The sequence below is a fragment of the Bacillus sp. FSL P2-0099 genome, from assembly GCF_038007445.1.
GTDB classification, from domain to species: domain Bacteria; phylum Bacillota; class Bacilli; order Bacillales; family Bacillaceae_G; genus Bacillus_A; species Bacillus_A mycoides.
In genome coordinates this window covers 1,742,255-1,758,364 of the sequence record NZ_JBBOXE010000001.1, presented here as the reverse complement: position 1 = coordinate 1,758,364, position 16,110 = coordinate 1,742,255, and the positions used below count along the sequence as shown (strand labels likewise).

Below are 16,110 nucleotides of genomic sequence, written 5' to 3'. Positions count from 1 at the left end.
TGCCCAAATATTATTTTCCGAATTGATTACTATCATTTTTATCATACATTAAAAATAGTGTCAACTTATATTTTGAAATTTTATGCATTACATTCTATTTAAAGATTCAAAATATGACTTTTGTATGAATAGTATTAGAACATTTATGGTTTATACTGTATTAACTTCTCTAGCAGGTTTATAGTAGTATACGATAAATGCAAGACAGCACGAGTAGGAGGAAAGAATTTTGTCTACTTCAAAAGTTTTAAAAGGTACCGCTTTATTAAGTGGTGCAACAATGATTTCACGAATTTTAGGTTTTATATACTTTTTCCCCTTTCAATTATTAGTTGGAACGCAAGGGGTCGCTTTATATGGATACGCATACTCTTGGTACGGTATTTTATTAAGCTTTTCAACAGCTGGTATTCCTATTGCCGTCTCAAAATTTGTTGCAAAACATAATGCACTTGGTGATTATAGTACAAGTAAAAAATTGTATAACTCGAGCGTAAAATTAATGATGTTTATGGGCTTTTTAGGATTTTTAACTTTATTTATTGGAGCACCGTACATATCACAATTTATTATTCGCTCGAAAACACCAGATCCACAATTTATCGCAGACGTAACACTTACGATGCGAGCATTAAGCTTCGCGCTTATTATCGTACCAGCTATGAGTGTTACACGTGGTTATTTCCAAGGTTTTCAACATATGAAACCAAGTGCTGTTTCTCAAGTCGTAGAACAAATCGCACGTGTCGTTTTCATTTTAGTTGGTAGTTTTATCGTCTCAAAACTATTAGGAGGTTCAGTAGCTTCTTCTGTTGCAGTTGCTACATTTGGTGCTGTTATCGGGGCACTTGCAAGCGTCTCTATTTTAATGATGTACTGGAAAAAATATAATGGATTAAAACCTCCTGAAGGTGAGCTGAAAACGAGATCATCAAACATTCCGTTAAGAAGTATTTATATGGAATTACTACGTTATGCAATTCCAATTGTATTTGTAGGCATTGCAATCCCGCTCTATACGTTAGTAGATCAATATACCGTAGCTGATGTCCTTAGAGCAATGGGAGAACCTTTAGAAACCGCGAATGCAGTTTTCGCTTATATAACGAACTATGCCCAAAAGTTAATTATGATTCCGGCTTCACTTGCAACTGGATTCTCATTAACAATTATTCCGGCTATAACGAAATCATTTACAAGCGGGAAGCTAGATGAATTACAAGGACAAATTTCAAAGATATTTCAAGTGTTGTTATTCTTCACTATCCCAGCCGCATTCGGTTTAGCTAGTATCGCTTACGATGCATTCCGCATGGTTTATGTAAATCCTGAAATTGCACTTGGTGGATCACAATATTTAATTTCATTTGCACCTTCTGCTGTATTAAGTGCAATTTTCACAGTTTCAGCCGCTATATTACAAGGAATTGATTATCAAAGAAAAACAATGATTGCATTCTCAGCCGGTATTCTCGTTAAAATTGTGGTGAACACACCGCTCTTACATTTATTCGGTGGACATGGTGCTGTACTTGGAACAATTCTTGGATATCTCGTTTCAAATATTATTATGTTGTACTGCATCGTTAAGTTTGCGAAATTTAAAATTGGCGAAACAGCAAAAACAGTATTTCTAATTACGATTTACTCCGCAGCAATGTCTGCTGTTGTAATTGCATTAAGAGCAATTATAAGCTGGATTATTCCTGGACAATCTTATATAGAATCACTGATCATTGTGTTTATATGCGCCGCAGCAGGAGGACTTGTTTATCTTTTATTCGTATTAACGAGTGGACTTGCTTCGCATATTCTCGGTGATAGGATTCGACGTTTACCCGTATTAGGGAAGTTAGTAAGATAACATGAAACTATAATCAGTGGGTGTTTTGTCCGTCCCCTACTGATTATTAGCCCACAAACAGCAGAGTGAATTTTGAAAATTAACTGCGGTTCTTATATTGGAAATTTTGTAGTTCTTTAAATGCATGAAGCTTGTTCTATCAACAAAAAAGGTGGAGCCTCAAGAATAGCATCTTGAGGCTCCACCTTTTTTAACAATGAAATTTTAATCTCCTCTAATTCCGCCTAATTTACAACATCATAACATGACACTTATTTCAAATATTATTAGATTTTTTAAGAGTTTGATGGATACCAAGAGAATTTCGTGTCACTATCCAGCGGTTTATTCTTAGTTTCCTTTTTGATTAAGTTAAACCACTCATTTAACATTTGAGTTTTTGGCAATTGTGCGGCAGGATCATCTTCCCAGATAATATGCGAAAACCACGCTTTTGTTTCCCATTCAAATTGTAATTCTGCAAAGGAAATTGCAGGATGTTCAGCTTCATTAAATTGCTGATTTACTGCATTTGAAACTTCTGAGGCTTGAGGTAACAACTCGTTCTGAATTCTATTTTTTATATTCTCATTTTCTAATTGATCCCAAAAATACAATTGCCCGTTTATTTGATAGAAAATATCAAATGAAGCTTCACTTTTTTTCAAGTTCAGCAATACGAATGCACGTTCCACATTATTATCAGCTGCTTTTACAGCATTAATAATTATATTTTGTGCCATCGATACCCAATAACTATTTGCTTCTTCTATCGGTGATTCAACATATAATTCTTCATTCAATTCTGATAGAGTCGCCTCATGATTATTTACTTGTTCAACTTTTTTGAAAAACCTATTAAAAAAACCCATAACTGCCCCCTTGTTACCTTTTTCTCATTTAAGGTGTTTCCATCAATTTTATTCAAATAGCCCCATACTTAAATAGCGCTCCCCTGTATCAGGTGCAATACATAAAACCTTTTTACCAGCACCTAAACGCTTCGCTATCATTATTGCTGCGTAAACAGAAGCTCCTGAAGATGGCCCTACTAGTAATCCTTCTTGTCTTGCTAAGTTTCTCATTGTAGTTAACGCCTCTTCATCTGCAATTTGCATAATTTCGTTATACACTTCTGTATTTAAGTTTTTGGGAATAAACCCTGGGCTTGTTCCGACTAGTTTATGAGGGCCTGGAACACCACCAGATAACACTGGTGATCCTTTCGGTTCTACTACGGCAATATATAAGCTTGGTAGTTTCTCTTTTAACGTTTCACCGGTCCCTGTAATTGTTCCACCTGTTCCTGCGGTTGCTACAAATGCATCAAGTTCTCCATCCATTTGTTCATAAATTTCAAGTGCAGTCGTATAACGATGAATATTCGGATTTGCTGGGTTTTCAAATTGCTGCGGAATAAAACTATTTGGAATTTCTTTTTGTAACTCTACCGCCTTCGCAATTGCTCCTGGCATTCTTTGTTCTGCTGGTGTTAAAACTACTTCTGCGCCGTATGCTTTCAATAAATTAATACGCTCTTTGGACATATTATCTGGCATAATTAAAATAGCTTTATACCCTTTAGCAGCTGCATTCATCGCTAAGCCAATTCCTGTATTTCCACTTGTCGGTTCAATAATTGTATCACCTGGCTTAATGAGACCATGTTCCTCGGCAATATGAATTAAGTTATAGGCAGCGCGATCTTTCACACTGCGTGACGGATTAAACATTTCCAGTTTTACATACACATCCGCTGCGTCCTCTGGAATAAATTTAGATAATCGGACAACAGGTGTATCTCCTATTAATTCTGTAACGTTTTCACATACTTTCATAGCACATCCCCTATTCTATCGTTTTCTTATCATTTGGCAGTAACAATGAAGTCAGTCCAATTAATGGTAAACAACTACATAATAGCATAATAAATTGAAGACTATACACATCAGCCAATTTCCCAAGGACTACAGCACCTAATGCTCCAAGACCAAACGCAAGACCGACAATTAATCCTGACACCATTCCAACTTTCCCTGGAACAAGTTCTTGTGCATATACAACGATTACACTAAAACTACTAGAGCTAATAAATCCAATGCATAAAAATAACGGTACAACCCACATAAGAGAAACGTGAGGTAACAATAGTGCAAGCGGCGCTGAACCGAGCATCGAAAAGACAATAATCTTTTTCTTACCGAATCGATCCGCTAGCGGACCACCAAAGAAAGTACCTAATACACCAGCAATCATAAAAGCGAAGACGAAATACTGTGCATTTTTTATAGATAAACCGTAATGCTCTATTAAATAAAATTGATAGAAATTCCCGATACCAGCACCGTACCAAGAACGTACGAATGTTAGAAAAACAAGAAGTATAATAACAAATTTAATGTGCGTACTTACAATCGCATTTTCAGCCTCAAGTGCAGCCCTCTTTTTCCTTCTTACAGCACCAGTGGCTAATTCATTTTTATACCAATTTGATACGAAAATTAGTAATACAATTCCAACTGCTGCAAAGGCTGTAAAACCTAAAGAACCAATTTGACCGAGCGGAACGAAAATTAATGCTGTAAAAATAGGTGCTAGAGAATTCCCTGTATTTCCCCCCACTTGATAAATCGCTTGTGCTAAACCTCTTTTTGCACCGGCTGCCATGTAAGCAACACGAGCGCCCTCCGGATGAAAGACCGCGGAACCTAATCCAATAAATAAAACAGAAATAATAACAACTATAAAGTTCGGTGCAAATGCGAGTCCAATCATCCCAAGCATACTCGAAAACATACCGAGCGGTAATAAAAATGGTGACGGCTTCTTATCTGAATACATCCCAAAAACCGGCTGCATAATCGATGACGTCATATTTAACGCAAACGCAATCCACCCTACTTGCATATAGGATAAATTCATCGTTTTTTCCAAAATAGGAAACAACGCTGGCACAACTGCTTGCATCGAATCATTTAAAAAATGTCCGAAGCTAATCGCAAATAATATTCGATATATTGTCGGTGTTTCTACTGTATTTTTTTGTGAAACTGCCTGCATATGTGTATTTCTCCTTTCTGTACAAAATATATATTTATTACAGTAGGTGTAATAAATTCTGATTTTTGAAACATTTCTATTCTATACTGGTTTCATTTCTTTTTCCAGAAATTCAACTTCTAAAAAAATATATTTTTTCTATGTGCTTTGTCGGATTTATTTATATGAACTCTTTGTATTTTCTTTTATACTAAGGCAGGACGAAAGGAAGGCTTGCAATTATGAAGAAAAAGACGATCCTAAAACATATTAGGGTCGCCTTTTTTTATTAAATAGAAAAACGCTTATATTTCTCATAATCACTCGTCTTACATTCTAGTGCCATTTTCGTACCTTCGTTTTCATAACTCGTAGATAAAACGTGTGCATGATTGTTGAAATACGAAACTACCTGCCCTTGATCATACGGAATTAACATTTCACACTTCGTATACTCTTTATAAATATGTGAACGAACTACTTCTACAAGCTCTTTAATTCCAACATGTTTCTTCGCAGATAGATAAACGCGATTTTCTTGCACTTTCGGAATTTCAACATCTACCAAATCTGATTTGTTATATGCATAAATCGTCGGGATATTTTCCACGCCAATTTTCTTTAACGTTTCATTTGTAATATCAATTAATTGCTCATAATTGGGATTTGAGTAATCTACAACGTGAATGAGTAAATCCGCTTCTGCCACTTCCTCTAGCGTTGAACGGAAGGCTTTCACAAGATGATGCGGTAATTTACTTACAAATCCAACAGTATCCGTTAATAAAAATGATTTATTATCCGGCAAATCAATATTTCGTACAGATGTCTCTAACGTCGCAAATAACATATCTTTTTCAAATACTTGTTTTTCTACAGTACCATTAAAAATTTCAAGCATTGTATTCATTATCGTTGATTTACCTGCATTCGTATATCCTACTAATGATACAACTGGCATTTCATTTTTCTTACGTTGTTTACGCTGCGTTTGACGCTGTGCAACAAGTGCCTCTAATTCTTTATTTAGAGCTGCAATTTGTTCTTCAATTTTACGACGGTCTAATTCCAACTTCTTCTCACCGACACCTTTATTTTTCGTGCCAACTCCCCCGCTCTGTCTTCCTAACGATTCACGAAGACCGATTAAGCGAGGCATCATGTACTGAAGATGGGCCACTTCTACTTGCAACTGCGCTTCTTTCGTTTTCGCACGCTGCGCAAAAATATCCAAAATTAAAATGGTACGATCAATTACTTTACAATCTAAATCCTCTTCTAAATTTCGAATTTGTGAAGGAGATAATTCGTCATTAAAGATGACCATATTTGCATCTGCTTCTTTCACATACGCTGCTACTTCTTCAATCTTCCCTTTTCCAATATAATGCGACGGATTTACTCGTTGTAAATTTTGCGTCACTTGACCGATTACTTCCACATCACAAGCTTCCGTAAGATTTGCTAACTCTTCCATCGAATATGCAAAATCAGCTTCCTTACCTAAATTTACTCCAACTAATATTGCTCTTTGTAATAATTCTTCCATATATTTATTCCTCCATTTCGATTACGCAAAATAAAAAACACAGGTCACTGCCTGTGTTTTTGTAAACGGATAAGGGTTCACCAAAGAAATAGAAGAAAGCAGTGCTTTCGTCCTATACATGGTCAAAAAGTCCCAAGATAGTATACGTATCCAACAAGTGTTCACCTATACTATCCCATTCTATTTATAAAGGCAAAACAAAAAGAGGGCGTATTCGTCCCTCCCTCTTTTTCACATATAAGCTTAATAAAGGGTTCCTTTAAAATAGGCAGACCAATCCCGTTCACTCTGTACACAGACAGAGCCTTTGAGCGCTATTCAATTATCGGCACAAAGTATTGAGACGTAATCTGATTAAGATCAAAGGAAGCCCCTCCGTTCATTTTAAGTTACATAAAGTGTAGCATAAGTAATTCGCTTTCACAAGATTAAACCACCTATAGAAACCGAAAGAAAATCTTTATATTTTTACTTTAATCGTCATTTTTTGCGAGTTCTTCTCACAATAAAAATAACAACAGCAATTAACAATAACACACCTATAGAAATGATAGTTACTTGCCACCAACTTAAACCGCTTACCATTTCATCTTTTAAATCCACTTTCTTCGTCGGAACAGACTCTTTTGCAATATGACGTAAAGCCATTTTCTCTATCTCTGCCTCATCTAATCTCTTCGTTCCACTGCAGCTAGATGTCTCTAACTTTTCCTCTCCTCTATAAGAAGAAAAGACTAAGTACTCTCCTCCCTCTGCAAAACGAAACGCACAACTACTACTACTGCTTGTATATATAATAATTTGCGAAGAACTTGTCCCTTTCCAAATTTTCTTCACTTCAAATAATGTTTTCATTCTTCCGTCCTTCTCTTGAACTTCTAATACCTTACCTTCAAACACTACATCATTTTGTTGTAACCTCTCTTCTGGTGATGCTTTAGTACAATCACAAGCATAAGATTTCTCTGGTAAAATAAAATAAGTAAAGCTACAAATTAAAACAAGAGACAATACATATACGATTCTTTTCAAGAATCTCAAACCCCTTCATTATCAAATTTAGAAGCTTTCCGTATATTATTTGGATATCACTCCTCAAATCCCTTTCCGTTTATTAAAATATATTAATTTTATTAAACAGAAAATCTTTATCAATATTTTTACGATCTAATATTAGTATCGATTATAAAAAATAAGTTAGGAGATGTTCTTATGAATTCTCAATCTCGTATTACTGCAATTGGTACTTATGTTCCAGATCAAATATTATCTAATAACGATTTAGAAAAGAAGGAAAATTAAATAATGGAGATACACTTTTACTGTAGGGATTTGGCGATGGATGTATGCATTTAGGGCTTATTGTGGAGTGGGATTTAAACTGAAATTTCCTTTTATACAACTAACATTACGGTAAATGAAATTATATCAACGATTCCAGTTAGACTATTAGTTGATCACAAAAAAGCGGCATTCAAAGATTGATTATCTCCCTTTGAACGCCGCTTCTTTTATCTGAATTTTATTTACCTGTCCGAGACCATATCACAACTGGAATAAGCAGTAAGGATACAGCCCCTCCCGCTAATGATAATGCCGCATAACTTGAATTAGCTACTACCATACCTGACATCGCTCCACCAGAAGCTCCAGCTAACGCAACAAATACATCTATTTTCCCTTGTGTTTTTGCACGTGTAGAAGGTATAGTTGCATCAACAATTTGAGCTGTACCACTTATTAAACCGAGGTTCCACCCTAACCCAAGTAAAGACAGAGCAACAATTAATAATAGTAAAGAATCACTCGGCGCTATCGCAGCTATGACACCCGCCGCTAGTAAAATGACTCCACCAGCTATACTCATCGTAGTTCGGCCGATTTTATCAATTAACATTCCTGTAACGAGAGACGGAAGATACATTGCACCTACATGAAAACCAATTACAAGCCCTATTGCACTTAAACCATGACCATGATGCCCCATATGAACTGGCGTCATCGTCATAATCGCAACCATCACTATTTGAGTAAGTATCATTACGATTGCTCCAACAGTAACACCACGTTTATTTTCTATCATTTCTTCTGTTACTGGTTGCCCTTTATATGTATGTTCTTGTTTATATGTTTCTATTATGTTAACAATAATTAACGGATCTGGACGAAGCATAACAAAAAGTACAAGACCCGCAAGTATAAATGCCGCTGCTGATAATATGAACGGACCAGCAAGGTTAGGAATTCCAATTGAATGGGCAAAATCTCCCATTACGCCTACTAAATTTGGACCAGCTACCGCACCAAAAGTCGTCATAACCATCGTAATACTAATAGCAGTTGCTCGTTGTTTCTTATCTGCTAAATCGGTACCAGCATAACGAGCTTGTAGATTCGTCGCTGTACCCGCACCATATATGAGTAAAGAAACTAGTAATAGAATAATACTATTTGTTAACGCAGCCAATACAACTCCAATAGCTCCTAGTCCTCCTACTATAAACCCTGTTGCAAGTCCTATTCGGCGACCATATTTTTGCGATAACTTCCCAACAAAGAAAGCCGCTACCGCAGATCCCATTGTAAACATAGCAGCCGGTAATCCTGCATACGCATCCGTCCCAAGCATTTGCTGTGCAAGAAGTGCACCTACTGTAATACCAGCAGCTAACCCCGCTCCGCCAAACATTTGTGAAATACTTACGATTATTAACGTTCGTTTATATAATTTTTGTTGCTCTTCTTCGGTGTATATGTGATTACTTAATGAAGCGTCTGCTGTATCTATCATTTCCTCACCCTCCCTATGAAACTAATATCTCTTGTTAATGTACTATAAAACAACAAAATCCCAAAATTTAAAGCGCTTAAATTTATCCATATTTCGTTACTCCTACACCTTAAATAATGCTAAGTTCCTTTCGTGGAGAAACTTAGCAAAAAAATTATTGTTTCCAAATAATGATTAAAGTGCGATTTATTACAAATACCATTCCAAGAATAATAGCTAAGGTTATTTGATCAACAACATATAGAGCAACTGAGGTAACTCCAAACAATATGATTTCCAACATAAACCTATATGGTTCTGGCAGTTTTAATGATGCTTTAGGTGCAATGAAAATCCCCCATATTGTCGCAAAAAGTAGTGGTGAGCCAATGCCAAAAATAAATTTCACATATACACTTTCCCAAAATTGAAAGCCCCAGTAACATAGTGATGCAAGAGCACATAATTCTAGAAAAAATCGAATCGCTAAATTTATAGGTTTTATAAACATTTAAAGAACACCCCTTTGAAAAATATATTTAAAATCCTATGAAAATAATATTATGCATCCGTTATTTGAACTTGATACGTGCCCATTCATGACATGTAAAAAACAATTATACATCTTATTAATATTATTCAGTTTATCTTTCTAAACTTCGAAAACTTGATCTTGACGGATAATGAATGAAAGCAAATATTTAATGACAGTGATACATATGCCTATAATCACAAAATAAAGAACTCCACGGTTTACGTTTCGCCCATTACCGAGGAGTTCCCAAAATAATTCTATAATTTTTTTGACAGCTAACGTTCCATAATTAAAATGCGATTCATATTTAGCCTATTCCCCTACTACTCTTTCTTAAAGCTTCCCCTTCCTAAAACAACAAACTTACTACAGCACAAACTAAAATAATTGGTACACTCGCTTTATATAAATATATAAAATACTTCCAACTAAAAAGCTGTCTTGTAATTTGGGTTTACCAAATTACAAGACAGCTTCCCTTCATATTTCCTATACAAACCTTTTTACCATTTGACTCCTGCATCTTGCAAAGATTCAATTTTCTTTTTCTTTCCTTCTTTTATTTCATTATAATAAGGAGGTAATTCTATATTATGCTCTAAGAAATAATCCTCAATTAATGAAATAATTACTTTCAATGTTTTCAAACGGGCGTATAATTTATCATTACTCGCGATAATATGCCATTTTGCATTCGGCTTATTTGTATTTTCAAACATGTCTTCTATTGCTTCGACATACTCATCCCATTTTTCACGATTACGCCAGTCTTCGTCTGTAATTTTCCATCTTTTAAGAGGGTTGTTCTCTCTTTCTGTAAATCTCTTTAACTGTTCGTCATTACTAATATGATAGAAAAACTTTCCTATTATGTAATGATCATCAGTTAATAGTTTTTCGAAATCATTAATTTCACCATACGCTCTCGTCCACTCTTCCTTTGTGGCGAACTCTTCAACACGCTCAACTAATACACGCCCATACCATGAACGGTCGAATATAGTAATTTGCCCATATTGAGGAAGTTTCCGCCAAAAACGTTGCAAATAATGATACCGTTTTTCATGAGGAGCAGGCGCTCCAATTGGATTTACTTGGAATCCGCGTGGATCAAGATGCTCAGTCACTCGCTTAATTGCTCCGCCTTTACCTGCCGCATCCCAACCTTCCATAACAATCATAACGGCTATTTTCTCTTCTTTTAATATTTGTTGTAGTGCCAATAAACGCATTTGATATTTTTCAAGTTTCTTATTGTACTTAGATTTTGATTCAATTTTTTTCGTTAAATCTACTTTAGCAAGATGCTCTTTTTCCATCAAACGAATCCCCCTTGTTATATGACAATGTTATTTTAACATATTTATTGGTAATATTTTCATATTAATATCTCTTTTAACTAATACTCGTACCCCTCCACCTATATCTATCTTTTATAAGTTGGACGCTACTTTATATTAATAAATTAATCCCCCTGATATGCTTTTTCGTATCCTTTAGCAAGCATTTATTATTAATCAAAAAAACAAAATAAGGAAACTATGCCGAAAAATCTCTACACAGTTTCCTTGTTTTTTTAAATGTGCGTGTGACATACTTGGGAAGATTAATAACGAAAAGATAGGAGCTCTATCGATTCACTTATACTACAAACGAATTACAGCCGGAATATCTCCTTCTCGTAAAAAGTAAGCAAACACTGTAAATCCAATAATTAATATTGAAAATAATGTTATTATAATTCCATCTGGTAGTATTAGAAAAATAGTATTCAAGCTACTCTTCATAGGGAAAGCAATCGAGTATATTCCTAGCAGAAGACTGATTATAGCAATAGCCACATAAACCACTACTGCATACCATGGATTGAGTTCCAATAAAACAACAGAAATAAATATATACAAAAATAACAGTTGTAGAAACATGCCGCTTCCCATACTTACTAATTCTTTCAATATACCCTCCCCTAAACTACATGGTATATTATCTTAAAAAGAGAAGATAATAACAAATAAATCCTTTAAAGAATGGGAGCTCTCTAAAGATGAAACGAAAAATATTTTCTCTCTTTGCACTAATCTGCTTAGCACTACCAATACAAGCTAGTGCATACACATTTCAATCACTACCAATTGCGTCAAAGTCTAAACAGTGGTATATCGAAATTGACAAATCTCATAACTCAAACAAGCAAGCCGTGCAGCCAAAACAAGGTGTATATGATACGTATAGTTTACTCTTAAAAAATATTGGTAATGATGTTGCAAATGTATCGGTGGAAATACTTGATAACACACCTACATCTAAAGCTACCTTTAATCCTACTTCATCTAATAACAACGTTTCAAAAAGTCATACAAGCTTTGACTACATGGTATTCCCATTAGACTTTAATAGCCATAATTTTAAAGTTGTCATTACTTGGGAAGAAAAGAATTTCTCTTACAACGGTCATCCAGTACATGAGAATAAAAAAATGAAGCAAACATTTGTGTTTAATGAAGAGTAAGTCCTAATTTGATTAGGGCTTACTCTTCATTTACAAAACCCGATTGAATTGCTTCTGTCACTTCTTTTGCAATATGTATTTTTGTAGCGTCTACACAGATTTTTTTGTCCCAAACATGTACTGAAGGCTCTTCATTAGACAAATGCTTAATTAAGATGAATCGATTATATGTCATTTTATTTTCTATAGGAGTAGCAATATACACCGTGAAATTCCTTGCTTCAAATACCTTTTCTCCCAAAACGTATTTACATCCCAACTCATGTACTACTAAATCATGTAGATTTTCTATAGTCATATACCATCCCCCTTTTTGCCTACATAATCAATCGAACCGCCGAATACTTGGTACAGACAATGCCATTCCAATTGTTATGAGTACTAAAATAGCTAGCATTATAATTGTTATCTTTCCACCTATTACAGTAGCTAACCAGCCTACCACCACATACCCTAATGGTAATAAAGCAAATGAGCCTAACATATCAAGACTTGCCACTCTTCCAAAAGCTTCTTCTGGTACAAGCTCTTGTAAACTTGTTTCCCAAATAAGCCCAAATATCATAATACCGAAGCCTTCAATTGCCATTAATCCAATTAAGGCGGATGCCCAAGAAACGAAAGGCATAATTAATAACGCCATTCCACTAATTAAAACACCACCATACGCAAGTAATCCTCTCTTATGCCACCGCTGCCTCCCACCAAAAATTAGTGCTGCAATTACAGCTCCAGCACCAGAAGCAGCCATACCTAAGCCATACACGTAAGCTTCAAAATGATGATGAACATTAAACAACCATGGAATTAATACAACGATAACGCCTGCATAACAAATATTAACGAAAGAAAAGACCAGAATGGTAATCCACAACCACGGATGACTTTTTAAAACTAAAATACCTTCCATAAACTCTTGTTTGTAATCGATCTTACTCTTTTCAATGGGTTTTACTTTTTTAAACTTAATTTCTTTTAAAAATAATAAACATAAAAATGATAACAAATACGTTGCTGCATCTAGTCCGAAGCCTATCCCTGCAGATGTAACTGATACTATTAACCCACCAAGTGCTGGGCCAATTAATCGTATTCCTTGATTACTCATTTGCGTTAATGCATTAGCTGCATTTCGAATTTCCGGTACAAATACTTTCGCTCTTACAGCTGAATATGCCGGCTGAAATATCCCTTCCATAAGTCCATATAATGCAACAAGTACATATAAAAGTGGAATTGTTAAAATGTCCATAAATATAAGTGTTGCAAATAAGAGCATTAATATACAGCGAATTATATCTGTAAATAACATTAATTTCACCCGGTCAATTCGATCCACGACTAATCCAGCAAACGGTAACGCAAGAATATTAGGAAGCATGTATATTGCCATAGTCATTCCCATTACAACTGTTGAACCAGTTAATGAATACACAACGACTGGCAGAATAACCATCGTTATCGAACTACCTAAAGTCGAAAGTAATTGTCCAATCCATAAAAACTTAAAGTGCGGTGACACTTTAACTGGCAATAACAATTTACCGACATAACCTAAATTTTTCTCTGTTGGTATTTCTCCTTGCATATCTCTCTCCTCGTTTCAAATGATTATAGACTTTATAATAAATAACTGAAAATTAATAATATTACATTTTTAATTATATAAGAAACTATTATGTTATGGTAAAATTATCAAGAAAAAATAAAGGAGAATACATTATTATGCCTCAAAATTCTCATAACATCGAACACCGCATCTATACAATGTGTATGATCCAGCGAAATAATGACGTTTTACTTATAAAACGCCCCGACCATCGAGGTTTTCCTGGCTACATAGCTCCTGGTGGAAAAGTAGATTTCCCAGAAAGCATATTACAAGCTGCTATACGAGAATCAAAAGAGGAGACCGGACTCCACGTTTCTAATTTAATTTTCAAGGGGTTAGACGAATATGTAAATCCTATGGAAAATGTTCGATATATGGTATTTAACTATTGGACAGATTCATTTGAAGGTGAACTCCTTTTGAATCCTCCTGAAGGCGAATTATTATGGGTACCAATTGATGAAGCACTAAATCTTCCTATGCAAGATTGGTTTAAAGAGAGATTCCCATTATTTTTTGAAAAAGGTACGTTTGAAATTCAACGTGTTTGGGACCGAAACTTGGATAAACAAGTTGCGATGACAATTACGCATACGTAAAAAAGCTTGGAATCTCTCCAAGCTTTTCTTACTTCTCCTCTATTTTCTTAATCTCATAATCAATTTCTAAAAACTTAACTCCAAATATCCACATTCTATGATTAGCTTCTAATATTTGATCCGTGCTCTCTTTAATAATAAAAGTCTCTGCTAATGGTAAACGTATTGTAAAGAAACGAGTATGTAAATAAATCCCCTCATCTCCCTTACCATTTCTTCTCAACTTACTAGTAATGATTAAATCTTTATTCTTATTACATAATTTCAAAATCCCCGTCATATTCGAATATGGTAAAGGTAATCCGATATTCATGTATTTCTCATCCTCATGGGTATGTTTTGAGTAAAGAGCTACAAAAATAGATTCTCCTGCTTCATTTTTTCTTAGCCAAGCCCTTACATTCTCTCTTCCATCCTTCTCATCTATTATCCCAATGATAGAGCCATGCATCGTTTCCCACTTGCCGCCCATACCTAAATGTATTTGTCCTACACGCTTACTCATTTTCTCATAACAAAATGCAAGCGGGCGGAACCAACGATTCCATTTTATATGCGATTGTAACTCATACTCTTTTGTATTTTCATAGAAACAAGTAATACTTAAAGGAATCTTCGTCACGTCAAATGCCTCACTATGAAAATCATTCATTTTATCAACTAAACCTTTGTATTCCTTGCTATCTATTAAATTTCTATTCTGTAAAAATGCTTCACCAACTATCGCATTTCCTCTTAACCCGCTCATTCGTTTCCCGTAATATTTATAGTTCGGAGTACTCTTTTCAATCATCCAGCCGACAAATGCTGGTAACGCTACTCCAATTCCATTGACAACACCGTGAATCCAAACCATTTGAGCAATTGTAATCGTCATTACATGTTTCAAATTCCCATATGAATATATAAGTGAAAACATAATTGTTACCATGAGTGTGCTAGACGATATGATCAGGAGAACCTTTGCACTGATAGCATTAAATTTCGTGCGCCAAACATAAATCCCATATCCATAAATCGCACATAAATATATGAACACTGCAAAAAATTCAAATATCCTTGAGTATGTAATTCCTATCGCAACTGTCATTGGAGAAATGACGATGATAAACATAATAGCGTCATATAACTTACTTCCCCGCTCTCTTTTCCTTCCAAGTAAACCAGCTGATAACGGCAATAGAAATGCCGAGTAATGAAAGTGTGCCGCTGTAAGTAAAACAATGTCAGAACTAAAGTGCATAATTGAAACCTTTGCTACTGAAGCAAAAAACCAAAAACCACCTAAAAACAAATAAATAAACGCACTATCGATAGCCGTCTCTTCTATCGGTTTCCATCCTCTTTCTAACAATCTACTTACACCAAATAACGCAACGATTCCTGTATATGCAAACCAAAGTAGCGCAAAGAAATAGTGATTTGTTACGAAAGCTAGCATCGCACTAATTGCTGCGATTGGATATAAAAACGATACAAATTTATAAAATAATACATACGATCCATTTCTTTTTTTCTTGTCAATAATACAAAAAGACATCGGTATAAATAACAAAATAGATAATAAAATAATTGCTTCAACTGGGTTTACATTTGACCACTCACATATTAGAAAAATAATATAGCAAGCAAGCCCAAATAGTATATTTTTCAT

The 16,110-nt window shown here is 35.0% G+C and carries 15 protein-coding genes, 1 pseudogene and 1 other annotated feature (1 of these 17 running past the window's edge); of the genes and pseudogenes, 4 read left to right on the top strand and 12 right to left on the bottom strand.

Annotated features, from left to right (window positions below; genetic code table 11):
* Positions 1-9 (bottom strand) — a binding site (T-box leader) (it extends 214 nt beyond the left edge of the window).
* Between the two features lie 220 nt (positions 10-229).
* The gene (locus tag MKY90_RS09060) at positions 230-1,864 is read left to right on the top strand and encodes a putative polysaccharide biosynthesis protein (protein WP_063217843.1); all 1,635 of its coding nucleotides are present in this window, start codon (positions 230-232) and stop codon (positions 1,862-1,864) included.
* A 275-nt stretch (positions 1,865-2,139) separates the two neighbouring features.
* Here the strand turns inward: MKY90_RS09060 and MKY90_RS09055 are convergent, their stop codons facing one another.
* The 5 genes from MKY90_RS09055 to MKY90_RS09035 form a co-directional block, all read right to left on the bottom strand.
* The gene (locus MKY90_RS09055; RefSeq protein ID WP_002126764.1) at positions 2,140-2,715 is read right to left on the bottom strand and encodes a hypothetical protein; all 576 of its coding nucleotides are present in this window, start codon (positions 2,713-2,715) and stop codon (positions 2,140-2,142) included.
* Between the two features lie 48 nt (positions 2,716-2,763).
* Positions 2,764-3,681 (bottom strand): cysteine synthase A, encoded by a 918-nt coding sequence (cysK, locus tag MKY90_RS09050; protein WP_341091127.1) that lies wholly within the window; start codon positions 3,679-3,681, stop codon positions 2,764-2,766.
* A gap of 10 nt (positions 3,682-3,691) precedes the next feature.
* Complete coding sequence (locus MKY90_RS09045; protein WP_098168116.1) at positions 3,692-4,903, bottom strand: MFS transporter; 1,212 nt, start codon at positions 4,901-4,903, stop codon at positions 3,692-3,694.
* A 268-nt stretch (positions 4,904-5,171) separates the two neighbouring features.
* Positions 5,172-6,431, bottom strand: a complete 1,260-nt coding sequence (gene hflX / locus MKY90_RS09040; RefSeq protein WP_098168117.1) for a GTPase HflX — start codon at positions 6,429-6,431, stop codon at positions 5,172-5,174.
* 480 nt (positions 6,432-6,911) lie between these two features.
* The gene (locus MKY90_RS09035; RefSeq protein ID WP_098168118.1) at positions 6,912-7,463 is read right to left on the bottom strand and encodes a cobalamin biosynthesis protein CbiN; all 552 of its coding nucleotides are present in this window, start codon (positions 7,461-7,463) and stop codon (positions 6,912-6,914) included.
* A 180-nt stretch (positions 7,464-7,643) separates the two neighbouring features.
* Here MKY90_RS09035 and MKY90_RS09030 point away from each other — a divergent pair.
* Positions 7,644-7,721, top strand: a pseudogene (locus MKY90_RS09030) (3-oxoacyl-ACP synthase); the annotation flags it as partial.
* 232 nt (positions 7,722-7,953) lie between these two features.
* On the opposite strand, the gene MKY90_RS09020 reads toward MKY90_RS09030, so the two are convergent.
* The 4 genes from MKY90_RS09020 to MKY90_RS09005 form a co-directional block, all read right to left on the bottom strand.
* Positions 7,954-9,222 (bottom strand): MFS transporter, encoded by a 1,269-nt coding sequence (locus MKY90_RS09020; RefSeq protein WP_098168119.1) that lies wholly within the window; start codon positions 9,220-9,222, stop codon positions 7,954-7,956.
* A gap of 154 nt (positions 9,223-9,376) precedes the next feature.
* On the bottom strand, positions 9,377-9,712 hold the full coding sequence (locus MKY90_RS09015; RefSeq protein ID WP_002168670.1) for a YrdB family protein: 336 nt from the start codon (positions 9,710-9,712) through the stop codon (positions 9,377-9,379).
* A gap of 527 nt (positions 9,713-10,239) precedes the next feature.
* Positions 10,240-11,055, bottom strand: a complete 816-nt coding sequence (locus tag MKY90_RS09010; RefSeq protein ID WP_215598876.1) for a polyphosphate kinase 2 family protein — start codon at positions 11,053-11,055, stop codon at positions 10,240-10,242.
* Positions 11,056-11,382: 327 nt separating this feature from the next.
* Positions 11,383-11,691, bottom strand: coding sequence for a hypothetical protein (locus tag MKY90_RS09005; protein WP_033708992.1), 309 nt, complete (start codon positions 11,689-11,691; stop codon positions 11,383-11,385).
* Between the two features lie 89 nt (positions 11,692-11,780).
* On the opposite strand from MKY90_RS09005, the gene MKY90_RS09000 reads away from it, so the two are divergent.
* On the top strand, positions 11,781-12,245 hold the full coding sequence (locus MKY90_RS09000) for a hypothetical protein (protein ID WP_341091116.1): 465 nt from the start codon (positions 11,781-11,783) through the stop codon (positions 12,243-12,245).
* A 19-nt stretch (positions 12,246-12,264) separates the two neighbouring features.
* Here the strand turns inward: MKY90_RS09000 and MKY90_RS08995 are convergent, their stop codons facing one another.
* Positions 12,265-12,543: a hypothetical protein gene (locus MKY90_RS08995; protein WP_215598877.1), complete on the bottom strand. Its 279-nt coding sequence runs from the start codon at positions 12,541-12,543 to the stop codon at positions 12,265-12,267.
* A gap of 27 nt (positions 12,544-12,570) precedes the next feature.
* Positions 12,571-13,833, bottom strand: a complete 1,263-nt coding sequence (locus MKY90_RS08990; protein ID WP_063217849.1) for an MFS transporter — start codon at positions 13,831-13,833, stop codon at positions 12,571-12,573.
* Positions 13,834-13,970: 137 nt separating this feature from the next.
* On the opposite strand from MKY90_RS08990, the gene MKY90_RS08985 reads away from it, so the two are divergent.
* Positions 13,971-14,456, top strand: a complete 486-nt coding sequence (locus MKY90_RS08985; protein ID WP_063217850.1) for an 8-oxo-dGTP diphosphatase — start codon at positions 13,971-13,973, stop codon at positions 14,454-14,456.
* 28 nt (positions 14,457-14,484) lie between these two features.
* On the opposite strand, the gene MKY90_RS08980 is transcribed toward MKY90_RS08985, so the two are convergent.
* Positions 14,485-16,110: a YndJ family protein gene (locus tag MKY90_RS08980; protein WP_341091114.1), complete on the bottom strand. Its 1,626-nt coding sequence runs from the start codon at positions 16,108-16,110 to the stop codon at positions 14,485-14,487.